Source organism: Argonema antarcticum A004/B2 (genome assembly GCF_023333585.1).
GTDB classification, from domain to species: Bacteria; Cyanobacteriota; Cyanobacteriia; order Cyanobacteriales; family Aerosakkonemataceae; genus Argonema; species Argonema antarcticum.
In genome coordinates this window covers 40181-59249 of sequence record NZ_JAIQZN010000023.1, presented here as the reverse complement: position 1 = coordinate 59249, position 19069 = coordinate 40181, and the positions used below count along the sequence as shown (strand labels likewise).

Below are 19069 nucleotides of genomic sequence, written 5' to 3'. Positions count from 1 at the left end.
AGATCATGCTCCTGATGGCTAGCCTGAGTTCGATTATAGCGATCGGCTACCTTGGCTGGAGCAAGGTTCGGGGTGCTATTGAAGATAAAATTTCCAATCAGTTAACGAGCGTTCGTGCATCCAAGGCATACCAGATCGAATCCTACTTCAAAAATATGCGCCATCATGTTGAAACGCTTTGTGAAGATCGCATGGTTGTCGCCGCAATGGTCGAATTCAACAGAGCGTATAGAGAACTGGATCAGCAGTACATTGCACCCGAATGGAATGCAGCGATCGAGGATTATTACAAAAAAGAGTTTTTCTCCAGACTCGCCAAAGTTATCCCAGGCGCTCCTGACATTGAAACCTATCGTCCTTACACTCAACCCGCCAGATATCTCCAATATCAATACATCGCCAAAAACACAAATCCTGTCGGCAAAAAAGACGAACTGCTGGATGCACAAGACGGCAGCGAATACAGCAAATTTCATAGCAAGTATCACCCAATATTCCGCAATTTAATTAAGAAATTTGGCTACTATAATTTTTTACTCATCAATTTCAAGACAGGGGAAGTTGCCTACACGGTCTATAAGGAAACCGATTTTGGCAGCAACCTAGAAAAAGGCCCTTATAAGGAAAGCAATCTGGCAGAAGTTGTAGCGGCAGTGCAGAAAAGCCCAAACCGAGGGGCGATCCAAATTGTCGATTTCAAACCCTATCGTCCTTCCTATATGGCACCCGCCGCTTTCATCGCTGGCCCGATTTATAACGGCCCGCACATTGTCGGTATTTTGGCGATCCAATTGCCAGTTGATGAAATCAACAACGTCCTGACTGGTAATAAAAACTGGAAGCAGAATGGGTTGGGCAATACGGGAGAGACTTACATGATAGGATCGGATATGTTGATGCGTTCTGTTTCCCGTTTTCTGATTGAAGATCCTAAACGGTATCAGGCAGCCTTGAAGTCGATCGGTACGCCGGAGAACAATATCCAATTAATTGAGCGGCTCGGCACCTCGATTCTCTTGCAGAAGGTAAATACTAAATCGGCACAAGCAGCGATCGCAGGCACCGAAGGAACTACAATCATTAAAGACTATCGCGGCAGAACGGTTCTGAGTTCCTACGGGCCGCTCAAACTTGAAGGTCTAGATTGGGGGATTATCGCGGAGATGGATTTGTCTGAAGCCTATCAGCCAGTCTACGCCCTGCAAAGAGACCTCTTTATCGCGACTGTCATTCTCGTCCTGCTGATTGCTTATTTAGCCAATGTTGCCGCTCACAGCTTTGTTAAACCGATTGAGGTAATGATTGCAGGCGCTCGGAAAGTCGGTCAGGAAGATACAAGTTTTGAGGAAGTCTTGAATTCTCGCAATGAATTTGGCGATTTAGGACAGCTTGTCAAGGAAATGGCTCACGGCGTTCACAATCAGACCAATCTGTTGGAACAAAAAAACCGCGAAAATGAGGCACTCCTGTTGAGTATCTTGCCCAGTAAAGTAGTAGAGCGACTGAAAAAAGGCGAAGATCGAATTGCCGATCGGATCGAACAAGTCACCGTGATGTCTGCCACCATCTTTGGGTTGACAAAACTAGGTGCCAATCGGGAGGTTGGAGAAGTCGCCGACCTGCTGAACCAACTGATCGATCTGTTGAGCCAAGCAGCCGCCAACCACGATGTAGAGATGTTCAAAACCATTGGCGAGCGCTATATAGCAGTTTGCGGGCTATCAAAACCGCGTCTGGATCACTCAAAACGATCCGTAGATTTTGCCCTGGAAGCAATGGATGTGTTGCACAATTTCAACAATCGTTTGGGAATTAAGCTGAGTTTATCTGCTGGCATTAATTCCGGTGCAGTTATGGCAGGCATTATCGGCACCAAAAAGCTTAACTACGATCTTTGGGGTGAAACTTTAGCCCTAGCCAACGAGTTGAACGCTCACGCCGAACCCAACACAATTCGAGTCACCCAAGAATTGCGCGATCGCCTGCAAGACCTCTATTCTTTTGAGAAAGATAAAAACATCAAATTTGAAGAAAAAGGCAACTTAACAACTTGGGTTTTGAGGAAAGGAGGGTTGCAAGACTTGATCGACAACCTTTCAGTCGGCCTAGATATGGATGATTGGGGGATCGAAGACAGCACTGACGAAGCAATCAAAGACTTAAGGTAAGTGTAACGACAGAAAGGTAACAGTCTGATGGACCGATCGACACTAATTTGGGGACTGATTTTAATAGTTGGATTTCCGCTTTTAAGCGTTGCCCTTGGAGAAGCGATCGAACGTTTGCAGCGCCACAGAAATCCACTAACGCACTTCTTTCGTAACTTCCGCCGCTGGACTTTGCCCCCATTAGCAATCCTGTTGGTGATGCGGGAAATCCTGGGGTTCAAAGAATCTGATCTAGCCTTGCGGGTTATCGAAACCCTCTTCTGGTTTGCAGCCGTCTACACTTCTATTTCTCTGCTGAACGTAGTGCTGACAACGAGCAGAAAACAACACTTTTGGCAGATTCACGTCCCCAATTTATTGTTTCAATTTGCCCGTACCACGATCATTATAGGCATCGGTGCTTATGTTCTCGGCGATGTATGGAAAGTAGACTTGAGTAGCGTACTGACAGCATTGGGAGTTGGTTCCCTCGTAATTGCGCTGGCACTACAAGACACACTCAGTAACCTAGTATCTGGGTTTTTGCTCATCTTCGAGTCTCCTTTAAAATTGGGTGACTGGATTCGCTTTCAAGAGCTTGAAGGAGAGGTAATCGAAATCAACTGGCGGGCTGTCCGCTTGAAAACGCAAGACAAAGATATTGTGATTATCCCTAATGGCGTTTTGGGAAAAGAAACGATCTACAACTACACGATGTTAGACCCCTTACACGCCGAACGCATTCAGGTAGCATTTTCCTATGACGATCCGCCCAACCGTGTCAAAGGGGTGCTAAGAAGTGCTGTACTTTCGACTAAAGGAATCGTGTCCGAACCTGGGCCAGAAATCGGAATTAAATCCTATGGAGATTATTCTATTAACTACGAAGTGAGATTTTACATTAAGGACTTTATTGACTTAGAAACAGCTCGCTATGAAGTGATGTCACGCATTTATTACGTTGCCAAACGTAACAATTTGACGATGCCTTTCCCGATAAGTATCCAATATGATGGGAACGTTAAAGATATCCAACCGAAAGATCACCAACAGGAAATTTTAGAATTCTTGAAGACAGTCCCCTATTTCATTTCTCTGGAACGCGAAGTCATCAACACACTTGCCCAAAATGCCACATTGGAATATTACGGAACAGACGAAAAAATTGTTGAAGCTAGAGAATTTGATACTGGATTTTACATAATTATGGATGGTAGCGTTCTGCTTTCGGTCACAGATATTCATAACCAGGAACAAGAAATTTATCGCTTGTCCAAGGGTGATTTTTTTGGCGAAATGGTGCTTTTACGAGGGGAACCCAGCCTTGCATCCGTCACAGTCATCGATGACTTGAAGGCTATTGCGATCGAACCCGATACAGTCTTTAACACTGCCCAGAAAAACCCCAAGTTTAGTTTGGAGATGAACCAATTTGTAGAAGAACGGAGAAAAGCTGCACGTTTAGCAAGAGGAACTAAAAACCTTTCCAACCCAGACACCCCAGATAACGGTAAGGCAAGGCATCCACTCATAAACCGGCTTACAGACGGTTTAAATTAGCGATCGACGGAAATTACTTAAAAGGTCTACTAGAATGGATCGACGAGCGTGCATTATCCTTTTTGTTCTACTCTTTGGCGGTTGCTCTAGCCAACCCAATCCACCCGCTGCTAAAATTACACCAACTCAAGCACCTGTACAAAACAAATCTGTAAATTCATTGCCAAAAGAACAGCCTACCCCAACAACACCTGTAGCTGTCAAAAAGACCACCGATGAAGGTAGCATCAAACTACCGGAAGTAGACCCCCTAGAAGTTGAAGGCGACATTAATATCGCGGGTAGTTCCACGGTTTTTACCCTGATTAAGGCAATTTACGATCGCTTTGTTGAAGAAGGTTATGGAAACACTATTAATATCGAAAGTGTTAGTTCAACGGCTGGTTTAAAGCTCTTTTGTCAACAAGGGAAGGCAGATATTGCCAACTCAACTCGTCGGATTAAAAATGAGGAAGTAAAAGCTTGTGCTGCCAAGGGTCGTATCCCCATTGAGTTCCGCGTCGGCACCGATGCGCTAGTTGTTGCTGTCAATAAAGAGAATAATTTTCTTACCAATGTCACCTTAAAAGAATTGGCGGCAATCTTTACCGCCGAGAAGTGGTCTGATGTCAACCCTAAATGGCCTAACGAACGGATTAAGCGCTTTGTTCGCGACACGGAATCCGTAAGTTTCAACTTTTTTGTCGATCGCGTTTTCAATAACGATATAAAACCGCTTCTAAATTCGTTAAATACAAAATTCAGTCGCAGTGACGGTGACCTAGTTGACGGCGTTATTGGTAATAAATACGCCATTAGTTTTTTTAGTTATGCTTACTATCCAGAAAATGCTCAAGAATTGAAACTTCTCTCAATTGAAGGCATCGCTCCAAATGGTGAATCTACAAAGAATGAGAAATACCTTCTGAATCGTCCCATCTTCCTTTATTCAGATGCCAATATTATTAGCAAAAAGCCGCAGGTAGCTGCGTTTATAAACTTTTACCTGAGCCATGTTAATGAAGAGATCGTGAACGTTGGCTACTTCCCACCCAGTCAAAAGGAACTTGATGAAGCAAAAGTTAAACTTTTGAAAGCTATGGGATTAGAAAGACTTGTTATCCAAACGAATAAAAGTTAATAATTTAAACATCAACAGCAATCTTTATTGCTTCTTTCAATTTAGTTTTAAGGGTCATTTTAGAGTCGCTCATCCGACTAATCGGTAACTCTACCGTAAAAGTTGTTCCTTCACCTAAAACAGACTGGCAATAAATTTTGCCATCATGGTTTTCTGTGACAAGCTGATGGCAAATCGATAAACCCAAACCAGTCCCGATTCCGATAGGTTTCGTAGTAAAAAAAGGCTCAAATAACCGCTCTATAATTTCTGGAGGAATCCCAAAACCATTGTCTGAAATACTGATGGCTACCCGGTCATCTCCGATTCGCTTAGTTGCGATCGCAATCTGCTTATGCTTAAGCGGCTGCACGTTTTCGTCCTTTTCTTCTAGCAACGCATCAATTGCATTACAAAGCAGATTCATAAACACCTGATTCAATTGATTGACATGGCATTCCACGCTGGGAATATCACCGTATTGCCGAATAATCTCTATTTTTTGTATGTAACGACTCTTCAGCAGTAATAGCGTACTTTCAACTCCTGCATTTAAATCTGTTTTTTTCATTTCCGATTCATCAAGTCGGTAAAAATTACGTAAACTGATTGCCAGTTCGCGAATGATTTCAGAGCCGAGTTTGATAGAATTAATAATTCTAGGTAAATCCTCAACCGCAAAATCTAGATCGACTTCTTCCAGTACTTCCCGAACGGAATTTGTGTTATCTGGGTAACTCGACTGGTATACTTCTAAAACTTTCAAAATATCTTGCACATAGCCTTCAACGTAAGGTATGTTGCCGTGGATAAAGTTAATCGGATTATTGATTTCATGAGAAATGCCCGATACCATCTGACCTAGCATAAACATTTTTTCGGTTTGCACTAGGTGCAACTGCATCCTTTGTAGCTCGCTAAAAGCTTCTTGGAGGCGTTGATTTTGTTGCAGTAATTCTTGCGTGCGCTGATCTACCTTTTTCTCCAGTTCGGCATTTCGTTCTTGCAGTTCTTTTTGAGAATGAAGTACCTGCGTAGAGCCAATCAATAAGCTGTAGCGTTTGTGTAAACTCAAAAAAGCGATCGCAGGGACAACCGTGAGCGAATCAACGACAGTTTGCCAAAATCCTATGTGTCCTAAACCGAAAAACCCCATCGCATGGAACGTATGACCAGCAGCACAGCTGAAAAATATTCCGCCTGTTACGCCCGCAAACAAATCAATCCCCCCTTGACGGTTACGCCATAAACCCAGGATGATAAGTGTGCTAATCGCAAAGTAACAGCAAGCAATTGTCACATTGGCAAAACCGCCCAGCAACTCAATTCGAGAGTCTGCTACACCGTGAGCCAAGGCCAAAAAATTATTATTTAACAACATAAATTTTTGCTGTGCTTTAACACCGATTTTTATTACAAACTATGTATAGCAAAGTCCTGAGTCCTGAGTCCTGAGTTTTGAGTGCAAACACAGTCGCTTCCTTGCGGGGAATAGCTCAATACTGTCCTAACATATCTGACTATGGCTATCTCAATAGTCTGTGAGACGAAGTGGCTTTTACTGTGAGCTAGATCACTATGTACGGTAAACTTTTTAGGTCGGGTGAACCGGGAAACTGGTTGCGCCGCCACGAAACCTTAATTGACCGCTTATGGGTCTTGGGATTGCTAATAGCGGCAATTATCCTCTATACAATCAATCTGGGCGGTTTACCCCTGCGAGATTGGGATGAGGGAATTGTCGCTCAAGTAGCCCGCAACATTTGGCTAGCACCGACTGGCGAGTTGCGCTGGCTTTACCCGACCCTGGGGGGTCAACCTTATATTAACAAGCCACCACTGGTGCATCTGTTAATTGCTTGGGCGTACTCAGTTGGGGGCGTCAACGAATGGACAACTCGCCTTCCAGGTACAATTTTAACTGCTCTCTCTGTACCCCTGCTGTATGGCATCGGTCGCGAAATTTTTCCCCGCCGCCTAGAAGCTATTTTCTGTTCCTTGATTTACCTAACCTTGCTGCCTGTAGTGCGTCACGGGCGCTTGGCAATGCTAGATGGGGCTGTGCTGTGCTTTTTTCTATTTATGGTATGGTGTCTGTTACGCAGTCGCCGCAACTTACGTTATTGCTTGGGCGTCGGCATTGGTTTCGGGTTGATTTGCCTGACTAAAGGAATTTTGGGGTTATTATTGGGAGCGATCGCACTACTATTTCTGATCTGGGATACACCCCGACTGCTCACATCTATTTATTTTTGCAGCGGCATCATCATCGGCAGCCTCCCAGTCGCTTTCTGGTATGGTGCCCAATTTCTACACTACGGCCAAAGATTTCTCAATGAAGGGCTCGTCAACCAATCCTTGCAGCGCATTTGGGCACCCCTGGAAAATCACGCAGGGCCACCTTGGTATTATCTCCTGGAAATCTTGAAATACAACTGGCCGTGGCTGCTTTTTTTGCCACCGAGTTTGCACTTTGCTTGGTCAAATCGCAATCTCGGCTGGGCTAAGTTAGTGCTGGTTTGGAGTGGCGTCTACCTCTTAGTTATCTCCGCAATGACAACAAAACTCCCCTGGTACGTTTTGCCGATTTACCCAGCTTTAGCATTAGGACTGGGAGCCTATTTAGCAGAAGTTTGGCATTGGCCCAGCACAAAATCCTATCCCCGTGCTTGGAGCATTATTTTAGCCCTGTTGGCTTTAGTTGCTTGGGCTGGAAGTATTTACTTTGGCTTTTTCGCTTCAAAACCCGAACTAGATTTACAGATTATACTGGCCGCAACCGCCCTAACCATGACTCTAGCAGCCTTCCTGGTGATTCGTCGCGACCTTCAATTTATAGCCATTTTGTTGTGGGGCACTTATGTATCCCTAATATTACTGATGACTTCGGAGCATTGGGTTTGGGAATTGGCTGAAGCTTATCCAGTTAAACCAGTTGCCGAGATGATCCTCAAAAGCGATATCCCAGATGGGGAGAAGATTTATACATCTTACCCATACTTTCGCCCTTCATTAAATTTTTATAGCGATCGCCAAATTATCCCCGCTTCTGCTGACGACCTCAAAAAAATTTGGGAACAAGAACCTCATCCCTACTTACTACTTGAGGAAGACTTCATCAAAAATCTGAGCCTAGAGTACGTGAAATCCTTTGGTGCTGTTGCTGTCGCAGATCCCCAGGACAAAAAAACCACTTGGACACTGATCGCACGAGATCCTAATTCCTGAAAACTATGTACAGGCGCAGGGGAGAGCGGGAGAGTGGGAGAGTGGGAGAGTGGGAGAGTGGGAGAGTGGGAGAGAATGACCAATGACTAATGACTAATGACCAATTTTCTTTTGACTTTTGACTTTTGACTTTTGACTTTTGGTGCCCTATTTACTCTACCAATTTTGTCACCCATTCTATAAATTCCTGAAAACGATTTTGTTGAGAGGGCCTTTCATCCAGCGTTGCCAAAGTATAACCCAAAAAAATAGCACTACCTACGATCGCGATAAGAGAGATAGGTTTAACAATGCGGAAATCCCGACGCATACGAGCCAAAGGGCGACTTTGGCGACGTAGCATCAGCCCATCAGCCCGCAGTTTTTTATTCGGTTGGGGGTCTCGGACATAATGACCGCTTTCAGTAACTACAAAGCGTTCCTGGCAATACGGACACATATATAGTCCATTGCCCGTGTTACCCAGCCTCATTCCTTTAGAACGATGACAAATCGGGCAAGTAACAGAATGACCATCAAATGTGTGAGCATTCATCAGAATTTCCTACTTTTCCACCAGGTGTATCTATTTTTCAGCACTGATAACTGACACTGCCTTGACGCTGCTGCGCCAGGATTAGAGTTTTTACAAGCGAACACCGAACCTTAGCCGCAGATTTACATATTCCCAGATTTTATAGGACTGCTAAACGATCGCATTTTCCACGCCCGTAGCTTTCCCAGCTTTATCCCTGACACCCAGGGGCTATGAGAGGAGTAGCTAACATGGATTGGATTATACAGGCATCATCTTTAGTCTACCCTTGTTGACTCCCAAAACGGCACACTTCTAGTCTTCCTTGCCGATACAATTTAGAAGAGGAGTCAGTCACAAAATTTAAGCTTTCTCTAATACTTTATATAGTCGCCTTTATAATGACCCCCATTCCCCCCGCTGTTGTGGATGTGAACCAACAGCCATTGCTAGATCCGGGAAAATCTTGCCGTGCTTCTACCCCCTCATCCCATCTAACTCGCCTTTTCAACCGTCTCCAGCCATCACCAGAAACCGTCGTGCTGATCTTGGCGGTACTAATTGGTAGTGGAACTGGCATGGGTGTTGTGACATTTCACTATTTGATTGAACTGATCCGGAGCCTGATGCTGGAGGATTTGATGGGAAAGATCGCAGTCTGGGGTTCTTGGACTTTAGCCTGCATTCCTGCTCTCGGTGGCTTGCTTATCGGCTTAATGCGCTGGCGCTGGCAAGACTTTGGCCCTAGCATTTCTTCCTTGATTGCAGCTACCGAGGGGTCCCGTCATGCTGTAGTCAGACAGCTCAGACCAGTGACGAAAATGGTGGCAGCTTCGATTTCTCTGGGAACAGGTGCTTCTTTGGGGCCAGAAGGGCCGAGTGTAGAAATCGGAGCGAATTTCGGTATGCTGCTGGGTCAGGTGCTGCAAGTTTCGCAAGAGCGACAGCGCCTCCTTTTGGGGGCTGGTGCCGCCGCAGGCTTGGCAGCTGGGTTTAATGCCCCCATTGCTGGCGTTTTCTTTGCTCTGGAGGTAGTACTGGGAACTACTTTTGCCACTTCAGCGGTTAGCGTAGTGCTGCTAGCGGCTGTAGTAGCGGCTTTAATTGCACAGATTGGATTAGGGGCTCAACCTGCTTTTAGTCTACCAGTTTATGAAGTTCGCAGCCCGCTGGAATTTCCCCTTTATATGGGATTGGGTTTATTAGCCAGTTTGGTATCTCTAACTTATACACAAGCCATTCAGGTGACTCAGCGATGCTTTCGCGGGCAGATGCCTGGGTTTGGCTGGTTGGGTAAGATTCCTCGATTTATTCATCCAGTTATGGGCGGAGTTTGCATCGGGTTGGTGGCTTTGAAATGGCCTCAAATCTTGGGCATTGGCTACGAAACTGTGGAAGCCATGCTTCAAGATGTAGAGTTTTCTCTCATCTTGTTGTTGATATTGCTGGTCGTCAAGTTAGTGATAACGGCGCTTAGCTTAGGTTCTGGACTGGTGGGCGGCATTTTTGCCCCAGCGATGTTTTTGGGAGCTTCTTTAGGTGCTGCTTACGGAAAAATTTTGGTGGTATTGCTACCGGGAATCAGCGCCAATATTGCTGCACCACCAGCTTATGCAATGGTGGGAATGGCTGCGGTTCTGGCTGGAAGCGTGCGGGCTCCGCTGACATCAATTCTGTTACTGTTTGAACTGACGCGGGATTACCGCATTGTTTTACCCTTGATGGCGGCTGTGGGTCTGAGCGTTTGGCTGGTTGAACGACTTAAGCCAACTGCTACTCAGGGCTTGAATCTCCAGCAGATGGGCGTGAATGTAGAGAAAGACCAGAATCTGGCAATTTTGAAGCAAATGCCGGTGGGTGTGGCTATGGATAAGCCACGTCTGATGTTATCTGGCAATTGCGGTGTCCTAGAAGCTGGTCTTGCTCTCACCCGTGAGAGGTGCCATACGGCTTTAGTTATTGATGCAGAGTCTCAACTGATTGGCCTTGTTACTCTTCAGGATATCAATCGAGCTCTAGCACGAGCCCAAGCCGACCCTTTTGCCTGCGATTTAACGGCTCAAACCCTGGAATCTATCTGCACCAAAGAAATCCTCTACGCCTACGCTTCGGAATCTGTTGCTGAGGCTTTAGACCGCATGGGGGCTCGTGGTTTGCATCAGCTACCAGTAGTTGAGCGAGACAATCCCCGGCGAGTTTTAGGCTTACTAGAACAAGAGGGGATTAATTTAGCTTGTCAGGTAGCACTTACAGGTCAGGCACTCAGCCCTTACCTAACAACTCAATCTAAAACTGAGGTGTTGCCTTTAACTAAGCTCAAGCAACCTGCCTGAAAATTTCAGGTAATAGCACGGGAATTTATCTTTGCTTGAGTGCAACCAAGCAAGCATTCCCGAACTTTCGCCTGAAGGCGCTACCTTTAACGGTCGGCGTCTTTAAAATGCAGCCATTAGCTTTGAGTTAACGCTCAGGATTCTTCGTCGTCTAGAATTTCATCTCCATCTAGTTGACGCAGCCGAATATGCTTGCGTCCTAGAGAAATTTCAAATTCATCTCCTGCCTGTAGTCCCATCTGTTTCGTGTAAGCTGAGCCAATCAGTAAGTTGCCGTTAGACTGCACGCTAATGCGATAGCTAGCACTGCGTCCGCCACGCCCATTCCCAGCTTGTTTGCTGTCTAACTGAATACCCTCAGCATCAATGAGGGCGTTCAGGAACTTCATCATGTTGACGCGCTCTACGCCGTTTTTTGTAACGGTGTAGTAACCGCACTCTTTGGCCTTTTCTTCTTTGCTCTGGGTCTCCAGCTCTTTGACTCTTTTGAGGAGAGTCTCACCAGTTAGGGGTTCGATCTTTTTGGTTTTATTCATTAACTCGATCCAACAATAAATGCTTCAAGTAATTTATAGTATCTTACTTTAGGTGAATTTTGCTATGCTTATGAAGCTTTAGCTTTGTATCAGCTCGCAATATTATGTTACAACTCGCTTGGTCAAGTAGTTCTCTCTCATTGGTCAATGGAACTCTAGCATACCTACATCTAGCTTCCCTCTATCCTGTTGCTCACTAGAATTGACTAAAGAAATAGATGCTCTGCTGTATGAGTTACAGCTTGGGATGAAACTAACTACTCGCGGACACTATAGTGTTAAGGCGCTGCTAGATTTGAGTCTACAGCCGCAATACGGCCCGACTTCTGTCAGATCGATCGCACGCCGTCAAGATATCCCAGCCCCATACCTGGAAAAACTTCTTATAGAAATGCGTCGCGTCGGTTTAGTCGAGTCAGTTCGCGGTGCCCAAGGTGGTTATAAATTGGCACGCGCACCCGCACAAATTTCTCTGGGACAGATTTTAGAAGCGGTTGGCGAAACAATTCAACCGCTGCCTCATCACGCCCCTGATGCAAAGCTTGCTGAGGACTGGGTAACGTTTACCGTTTGGCGACACCTGCACCAAAAGCTTAAAGAAGCTTTATACAGTATTTCTCTGGAAGACCTTTATTATGACGCCCGTAGTTGGCAAGCATCTCTGGGGGAAGAAACCAGTTTTGTTGTTTAGCAGTCATTGGGCAGGAGATTTTAGATTTTAGATTTTGTTTCAATTGGAAATCTAAAATCTAAAATTTGAAATTCCCATCTTCCCCTAGCCGCTAGTCCCTAGCCCCTAGCCCCAGCCCCTTCTTCATGTCTTTTGATTTTTCTATCCTTAAGTGCGCTGTCGTTCTAGCATTAGCAGCTGGGTTAGATTACCTCATTGGCGATCCTTGGGGTTGGCTTCATCCGGTGCAAGTGATGGGCTGGATAATTAATCAATTATTGCCATACCAGATCGGAATTTTAGAGAACCCTATTACCATACGATGTATTCATTTTACAAAAAAGATCACCAATTTGCCGATCGATACGATCGTACCCCGCTGTGCTGGAATACTGCTAGGAATTTCATTAGTGATGGGTAGTGGGTTGGTAGGTTGGTTAATTGTTCTAGCTGCCGACAGGTTACATCCTTTATTGGGTGTTGCAGTTGCCACCATAATGCTTGCCAGTTGTTTCGCCGGTAGGAGTTTGAGAGATGCAGGTGAGGCAGTTTTGCAACCCTTAACAGATGGAGATTTGACTAGCGCCCGTTCTACTTTGAGCCAATATGTGGGTCGCGATACAGATAACTTATCAGAGTCAGAAGTTCTGCGAGCGGTTTTAGAAACGGTGACAGAAAATGCCACTGATGGTGTAATGGCACCGCTGTTTTATGCGATAATTGGCGCGTTTTTGCCGATGGTAGGTAGTGTTCCCCTGGCGCTTGCTTACAAAGCGGCAAGTACTCTCGATTCAAGTATCGGTTATCGAGAAGCGCCCTACACATATATAGGATGGTTTAGTGCCAAACAGGAAGATGTTCTGACCTGGCTTCCTTGCAGGTTTGTGGTAATTACCTTAGCACTTTTATCTGGCAGACCCGGTTATGTTTGGAGGATATGTCTTAGAGATGCGTCATCAGACTCCAGTCCCAATTCTGGCTGGAGCGAGTGCGTTTATGCTGCTATACTGGGTGTCCGAGTAGGGGGTACAAACTGGTATCGCGGTATTGCCAAACATAAACCACTACTGGGAGATCCAATTAATCCCATCACTTGCGATCGCATTCAACAGGCGATGCAGCTGACGCGATATTGCTTTTTAATTTGGTTGTCGATTGCATTATCAACTTTAAGCTTAGCTACCTTTAACCAATAAACAAGAATTAATCAGATTTTTCAAACCGCCCTGTTGGGTGACTCAGTGGAACGAAGTGAGATGGAAAGAGTCAATCGTATTTGAGAAGCCACCCAACCAGAGGAAGAGGAGTGTGCCATGTTTAAGAGACTTCTGCAAGCCGCCATTATCACATTCTCGATCCAAATGCTGGCGTCAATTAGCTCCCCAACTACTCTCCAAACAAGCTCAACATACCGTTTGCGATCGAACCCTACCCCTGCCCCAATAGCGATCCTGCTGCATCGCCTGTTTCAGTCGCAGAAAACATCGTTAAAGTGAAAGACCGGGAATTGTGCGATCGCGATAATATATTAAAGCAAAACAAAAAATATCCAACAACTTCTTGTCGGATTTCTTGTGGGATGGGCGTCCCGCCCGTCCTAGTGCAGGGCGGCAGAAATAACCAACCAGGAAAGAAGTATTTAAATGCCTGACACTCAAAAGATTTTTGAATGCGTGAATGCGTGACTTCCGACGAAGGCACTAGCCCCTCCCCCTAGCCTCTAACCCCTAGCCCCTAGCCTCTTCCCATGACGAATCGTCTTGCCCAATCCCCAAGTCTTTACCTACGCAAACACGCCGAAAATCCCATCGATTGGTGGCCTTGGTGCGATGAAGCCATAGAAGTTGCCCGCCGGGAAAACAAGCTGATTTTTCTTTCCATTGGCTATTCAAGCTGCCACTGGTGTACCGTCATGGAAGGCGAGGCATTTTCCGATCGGACTATTGCCGAGTATATGAACGCGAATTTTATCCCGATTAAGGTCGATCGGGAAGAGCGGCCAGACTTAGACAGTATTTATATGCAAGGGTTGCAGATGATGGTTGGGCAAGGCGGCTGGCCCCTCAACGTATTTTTAGACCCTAAAGACTTAATACCTTTTTACGGCGGTACTTACTTTCCCGTCGAACCCCGCTACGGACGACCTGGATTTTTGCAAGTGCTGCAAGCAATTCGCCGCCACTATGACACGGAAAAAGCCAAAGTTGAGTCTGTAACGGCTGAAATTCGCGGATATCTCCAGCAGGGAGCTGTGCTGCAACCAACAGGCGGCGAACAATTAGATTCATCTCTACTGCGTCAAGGTTTAAAGACCAATACTAGCGTGCTGAAAGGCGTTGGTTCAGGCCCCAGTTTCCCAATGATGCCTTACGCCGGATTGGTACTGCGGGGCGTTCGATTTAGTTCTCAAGCTGAAGTTGGCAAGGAGGAATCCCCATCCGATGCTAAGCAGGTTTGTACCCAAAGGGGGTTAAATCTCGCATTGGGAGGTATTTACGACCATGTTGCCGGAGGTTTTCACCGCTACACAGTTGACGCGACTTGGACGGTGCCTCACTTTGAAAAGATGCTCTACGATAACGGTCAGATTGTGGAATATTTGGCTTGTTTGTGGAGTAGCGGAGTTCAAGTACCGGCATTTGAGAGAGCGATCGCAGGTACGGTACAATGGCTTGTGCTAGAAATGACTGCCCCTGAAGGTTACTTCTACGCATCTCAGGATGCCGATAACTTCACTGATGCGGCTGCCAAAGAGCCAGAGGAAGGAAACTTTTATGTTTGGAAATATCAGGAACTCGAACATCTCCTCACTGCTGAGGAATTAGCAGAAATTAAGGAGGAGTTCACTGTCACTGCTGAGGGCAATTTTGAAGGGTGTAACGTTGTGCAACGCCGCCATACCCACCATTTGAGCGACAAGGCAGAAGTTGCTTTACTCAAAATGTTTCAAGTCCGCTACGGTGTTAAACCTGACGCCTTGGAAACTTTCCCTCCCGCCCGCAATAATCAGGAAGCCAAAGCAGGCAACTGGACTGGTCGGATTCCGCCAGTGACAGACATCAAGATGATTGTAGCTTGGAATAGCTTGATGATTTCGGGACTAGCACGCGCTTACACTGCATTTGGGCGAACAGAATATTTGTCTGTTGGTGTCAGGGCTGCTAAATTTATTTTGGATTGTCAGTGGGTACACGATCGCTTTCATCGGCTCAATTATGAGGGTAAGGCGGCTGTTTTGGCTCAGTCTGAAGATTATGCTCTGTTCATCAAGGCGCTACTGGATTTACAGCAAGCTTCTCTGGGATTAGGTATTGGGGAAGAAAAACAATTCCCAACTTCTAAGTTTTGGCTAGAAAAAGCGGTCAAGGTACAGGAGGAGTTTGATGAATTCCTCTGGAGTGTGGAACTGGGAGGATATTTCAACACTGCCAGCGATGCGAGTGGCGACCTTGTGGTGCGAGAGCGGAATTATAATGATAATGCTACTCCGTCTGCTAATGGTGTGGCGATCGCTAACTTAGTGCAACTAGCCTTACTCACCGAAGATCTACAATATCTCGATCGGGCCGATCGAGCTTTACGCGCTTTTAGCGGCGTGATGAATCAGACTCCTCAAGCCTGTCCCGGCTTATTTACTGCTCTAGATTGGTATCTCAACTACACTCTGATTCACACTACTAACGATCGACTCGAATCTCTAATTCCTCATTATTTACCCACAGCAGTTTATGCTCTTACAGATCATCTCCCTGCCGGAAGTGTAGGACTGGTTTGTCAGGGCTTCAGTTGCTCTGAACCTGCTACAAGCCGCGAGCAATTGTGGGCCCAAGTGCAGAGTAGCCAAACCAGGGGCTAGGGGAGTGGGGGAGTGGGGGGAATTTGCTCAATGGTAATTAGAGATTCCATCACAGTTTTGACAATTGGTGCTGCTACAGTTGAACCAAAAACCCTGCCCTTTGGTTCGTCCACCACGGCTACAATCACGTAGCTGTGGGATTCTACTGGCAAGATACCGACAAAGCTGACGATCTTGGCAGTGGCGGAGTAGCCGCCGGTAGGACTGGCTTTTTGGGCTGTACCTGTTTTGCCTGCGATCGAATATCCGGCAATTTGTGCGGCTTTTCCAGTCCCCTTACTTACCACAGTTTTCATCATTTCTAGGACTGTCTGGCTAGTGTTAGGAGAGAAAACAGGCCGAGCTGCTGGCAGTTTGGGTTGCCAGTGCATTTGTCTTTTGGAGTCGAATAAACCCCGGACAACGTGGGGACTTACCAGTTTACCGCCATTGGCGATCGCACCGTGGAGTTGAGCCAGTTGGAGGGGGGTGATGGAAAATCCCTGACCAAAGGAGGCGGTTGCCGGTTCGATTTCTGAAGTTGTAAACTCTTCTTGACTTTTTAGCTGGCTGGGTACTGCAAAGGGCAGGTCTGTTTCTACAGTTTGCCCCAGTCCCAGGCGTTCTAGCCAGCCGTAATAGACACTTGGCTTTACTTGCTGCATAATCTGCACCATGCCAACATTGCTGGAAAGTTGCAGAATCTCAGCTATTGTCAGGCGTCCGTGACCGCCTCCCTCAGCGTTTTTGATCGGCCAGCCCGCCACCTGGATGTGACCGTTGTCAACAAAGCTGCTGTCGGGTTTGATACCTCCAGTTTCTAGGGCGATCGCGATGTTGAGGGGCTTGAAGGTGGAACCCGGTTCATAAAGGTCTGTCAGCGCCCAGTTCTTAAACAGTCCCACATCATATTTGGAGTACTGGTTCGGATCGTAAGAAGGTTCGGAAACCAGTGCCAGCAATGCACCATCCCGCGCATCCATGACGATGACGGTGCCTCGCTTAGCTTTGTATTGCTCAATTTTTTCTTTGAGGGCTGAACGGGCTGCACGTTGAAGTCGGCTATCTATTGTCAGTTGCAGTCGCAGGTCGTCGTTCATGACTCCTGCTGGCGCGTAATCTGGCATCATATCACCATTTCCCGCCCGACTCAGCCTGACTGCTTTAATGGAGCGTTCTAGCAATTTTTCCTGACTGTATTCTACCCCTGCTTGACCTTTATGATTCGTATTGACGTAGCCCACAATGTCTGCCGCCAGTTCCTGCTGCGCGTAGAGGCGGGAATAATGGGCAATTAATTCCAGTCCGTCGAGTCGCAGGGCGATGATGCGATCGGCTACTTCTTCCAACAAGGAATTTTCTATCCGAACGCCACTTTCAGCTTTATTAAAATATTTCACTAGGTCTTCGACAGAAAGACCCAGCAGGGGTGAGAGTTTTGTGGCGATTTCTTCTTTTGAAGTTTTAAACAGCTTCGGGTGGGCGTACAAGGTGTAAACAGGGCGATCTACTGCTAAAACGTTGTTGTTGCGGTCAACAATGGGGCGTCTAGGCACATAAGGGCGCAAGGGCACTGCTTGCTGCTGTTTGGCGGTGCGTGCTAGTATCGGCCCGCGCACAACTTGCAATTTATATAAATTCCAGCCGAGACCCAATCCGCTTAGCAACAAAACGATCCATACCAGCACCAGTCGGTTCAATTTTGGATTTTGAATTTTGGATTTTAGATTATTAGACTGTTTGCGAGTTTGAGATGATTCTGAAATCTCGCTTTTAGACTTAGATCCAAAATTCTTTTGTCTGGGAGAACCGATATCCCGGCCTAATCTGGAAACAGGAGTTAGTAAATTAGGCCCTATATCCGCCTGTTGCCGATCTAGAAGCTTTGCCGAACGCTGTTGAGGCTGTTTGCTCGCCGGTCGCCGTGCCCGATCGCGACGCCTAGCATAACGAGAAGAGGGAGGATTGGCTGAAGCCATATTAAAACCCAACACAAAAAGTCAAAAGTCAAAAGTCAAAAGTCAAAAGTCAAAAGTCAAAAGTCAAAAGTCAAAAGTCAAAAGTCAAAAGTCAAAAGAAGGATTCTTCCCCCTCTTCCCCTCTTCCCCTCTTCCCCTAGCCCCTCTTCCCCTAGCCCCTCTTCCCCTAGCCCCTAGCCCCTAGCCCCTTGTTTTCTAGTACCCTACTGGCGTTGGGGTTAGCTTGGGGCTAGATGGCTTTGGAGCAGTTTTTTCCGTGGCTGTCGATCGCGGTGATGGCACGAGAAACAAGTTATTGTCTGGAGTTGGAGACACCAAACCATTATCAGGGTGTTCCGCTCCCTGGGCCAGCTTATTTTTCAAAATTTCACCTGCTGTTGTCAGTTGTCGCTCTTTTCGTTGGAGTATTTCTAGTTTGCGGTACTCTTTGCTCCACAGTTGCTGGGCATAAACTGTACTGCCGTAAACTAAGAGTACCGCGCCCACGAGGAGAAAAGTTACGAAAGTCGATCGCTGCTGTAGTGCGATCGACTTTCGTAACCAAGGCGGTATTGATTCTGACTGGGGCAGGATTTTAACGGTTTGGTCGTTAATACGACGCGATCGCCTTGTGATGGACTGCTTTTTATGATTGTCTTGTTTTTCAATATACCGCGACGAGTTTTGCGAACTGCCGCCCTTTCCCTTTTTTTCGGGTTCTATTAAACTAACAACCGATTTTCTGAATGCTAGCCTTTTAGCAGAAAACGCAGATTTAGGGGCGACCGACATAGCCTTTACCAATTTCGATAGATATTCCCACTTCCACACAGGGTCGCGGAGTTTTTAACTCACAAGCGAGAGCTTTTCGGCAAGTCAACAACTTGCAACCTCTCTTACCCCCACCGTTCTGACAGGATTCTAACATTGTTGACATCCTTCCCCCCCATAACATTGATTCAGTATTCACTCACAGGCGATGAGAAACCGGTTTTTTGGTTGTCAAAGTCGATATTTCGTTGCTATAACCGCATCTTCCCCGTTTTTGGCATTAGTGAATTGTTTTTCTAGCTTTACCCTCAGTCTTGCCAAAGGCAAAGGCCCTGCTGCTGCGATCGAAGTGCCACTATATCCCATCTAAAAAGTTGTCAAATTTGGACACAATACCTCTATTGGGCGATTCTTTCGA

Annotated in this window: 16 protein-coding genes; 10 read left to right on the top strand and 6 right to left on the bottom strand. The window is 46.3% G+C overall.

The window, feature by feature from the left end:
- Window positions 1-14 precede the first annotated feature (14 nt).
- From LAY57_RS12470 to LAY57_RS12460, 3 genes are read left to right on the top strand one after another with little or no spacing between them, the layout of a single operon-like run.
- Entirely contained in the window at window positions 15-2168 is a 2154-nt protein-coding gene (locus LAY57_RS12470; RefSeq protein ID WP_249066968.1) for an adenylate/guanylate cyclase domain-containing protein, read from the top strand.
- Window positions 2169-2195: 27 nt separating this feature from the next.
- Window positions 2196-3707, top strand: coding sequence for a mechanosensitive ion channel family protein (locus LAY57_RS12465; protein WP_249066965.1), 1512 nt, complete (start codon window positions 2196-2198; stop codon window positions 3705-3707).
- 34 nt (window positions 3708-3741) lie between these two features.
- Window positions 3742-4827, top strand: coding sequence for a substrate-binding domain-containing protein (locus LAY57_RS12460; protein WP_249066963.1), 1086 nt, complete (start codon window positions 3742-3744; stop codon window positions 4825-4827).
- Window positions 4828-4831: 4 nt separating this feature from the next.
- Here the strand turns inward: LAY57_RS12460 and LAY57_RS12455 are convergent, their stop codons facing one another.
- Entirely contained in the window at window positions 4832-6187 is a 1356-nt protein-coding gene (locus LAY57_RS12455; RefSeq protein WP_249066959.1) for a sensor histidine kinase, read from the bottom strand.
- A gap of 197 nt (window positions 6188-6384) precedes the next feature.
- Between LAY57_RS12455 and LAY57_RS12450 the strand changes: the two genes are divergently transcribed.
- A complete protein-coding gene (locus tag LAY57_RS12450) occupies window positions 6385-8034 on the top strand; it encodes an ArnT family glycosyltransferase (protein WP_249066957.1) in 1650 nt (549 codons plus the stop codon).
- A 151-nt stretch (window positions 8035-8185) separates the two neighbouring features.
- Here LAY57_RS12450 and LAY57_RS12445 read toward each other — a convergent pair whose 3' ends face one another.
- A complete protein-coding gene (locus LAY57_RS12445) occupies window positions 8186-8569 on the bottom strand; it encodes a hypothetical protein (RefSeq protein ID WP_249066956.1) in 384 nt (127 codons plus the stop codon).
- Window positions 8570-8949: 380 nt separating this feature from the next.
- On the opposite strand from LAY57_RS12445, the gene LAY57_RS12440 reads away from it, so the two are divergent.
- Complete coding sequence (locus LAY57_RS12440) at window positions 8950-10881, top strand: chloride channel protein (protein WP_249066953.1); 1932 nt, start codon at window positions 8950-8952, stop codon at window positions 10879-10881.
- Window positions 10882-11015: 134 nt separating this feature from the next.
- Here LAY57_RS12440 and LAY57_RS12435 read toward each other — a convergent pair whose 3' ends face one another.
- Window positions 11016-11417: an AbrB/MazE/SpoVT family DNA-binding domain-containing protein gene (locus tag LAY57_RS12435; protein ID WP_249066951.1), complete on the bottom strand. Its 402-nt coding sequence runs from the start codon at window positions 11415-11417 to the stop codon at window positions 11016-11018.
- Window positions 11418-11664: 247 nt separating this feature from the next.
- Between LAY57_RS12435 and LAY57_RS12430 the strand changes: the two genes are divergently transcribed.
- The 5 genes from LAY57_RS12430 (at window position 11665) to LAY57_RS12415 (ending at window position 15943) form a co-directional block, all read left to right on the top strand.
- Window positions 11665-12108: an RrF2 family transcriptional regulator gene (locus LAY57_RS12430; protein ID WP_249067001.1), complete on the top strand. Its 444-nt coding sequence runs from the start codon at window positions 11665-11667 to the stop codon at window positions 12106-12108.
- Window positions 12109-12233: 125 nt separating this feature from the next.
- A complete protein-coding gene (gene cbiB, locus LAY57_RS12425; RefSeq protein ID WP_249066949.1) occupies window positions 12234-13283 on the top strand; it encodes an adenosylcobinamide-phosphate synthase CbiB in 1050 nt (349 codons plus the stop codon).
- Window positions 13284-13400: 117 nt separating this feature from the next.
- Window positions 13401-13583, top strand: a complete 183-nt coding sequence (locus tag LAY57_RS36810; protein WP_522729852.1) for a QAALIT motif small membrane protein — start codon at window positions 13401-13403, stop codon at window positions 13581-13583.
- Complete coding sequence (locus LAY57_RS12420) at window positions 13580-13738, top strand: hypothetical protein (protein WP_249066948.1); 159 nt, start codon at window positions 13580-13582, stop codon at window positions 13736-13738. Before LAY57_RS36810 ends, LAY57_RS12420 begins: the two co-directional genes overlap by 4 nt.
- Before the next feature lie 96 nt (window positions 13739-13834).
- On the top strand, window positions 13835-15943 hold the full coding sequence (locus tag LAY57_RS12415; RefSeq protein WP_249066946.1) for a thioredoxin domain-containing protein: 2109 nt from the start codon (window positions 13835-13837) through the stop codon (window positions 15941-15943).
- On the opposite strand, the gene LAY57_RS12410 is transcribed toward LAY57_RS12415, so the two are convergent.
- From LAY57_RS12410 to LAY57_RS35835, 3 genes are all read right to left on the bottom strand, one after another.
- On the bottom strand, window positions 15940-17901 hold the full coding sequence (locus LAY57_RS12410; protein ID WP_249066944.1) for a peptidoglycan D,D-transpeptidase FtsI family protein: 1962 nt from the start codon (window positions 17899-17901) through the stop codon (window positions 15940-15942). The two genes, LAY57_RS12415 and LAY57_RS12410, sit on opposite strands and share 4 nt — an antisense overlap.
- A 195-nt stretch (window positions 17902-18096) precedes the next feature.
- Window positions 18097-18672, bottom strand: a complete 576-nt coding sequence (locus LAY57_RS12405; RefSeq protein ID WP_249066942.1) for a hypothetical protein — start codon at window positions 18670-18672, stop codon at window positions 18097-18099.
- A 210-nt stretch (window positions 18673-18882) separates the two neighbouring features.
- Window positions 18883-19017 carry a hypothetical protein gene (locus tag LAY57_RS35835; protein WP_275993904.1) on the bottom strand — a complete coding sequence of 45 codons (135 nt, stop codon included), beginning with the start codon at window positions 19015-19017 and terminating at the stop codon, window positions 18883-18885.
- Window positions 19018-19069: the final 52 nt, after the last annotated feature.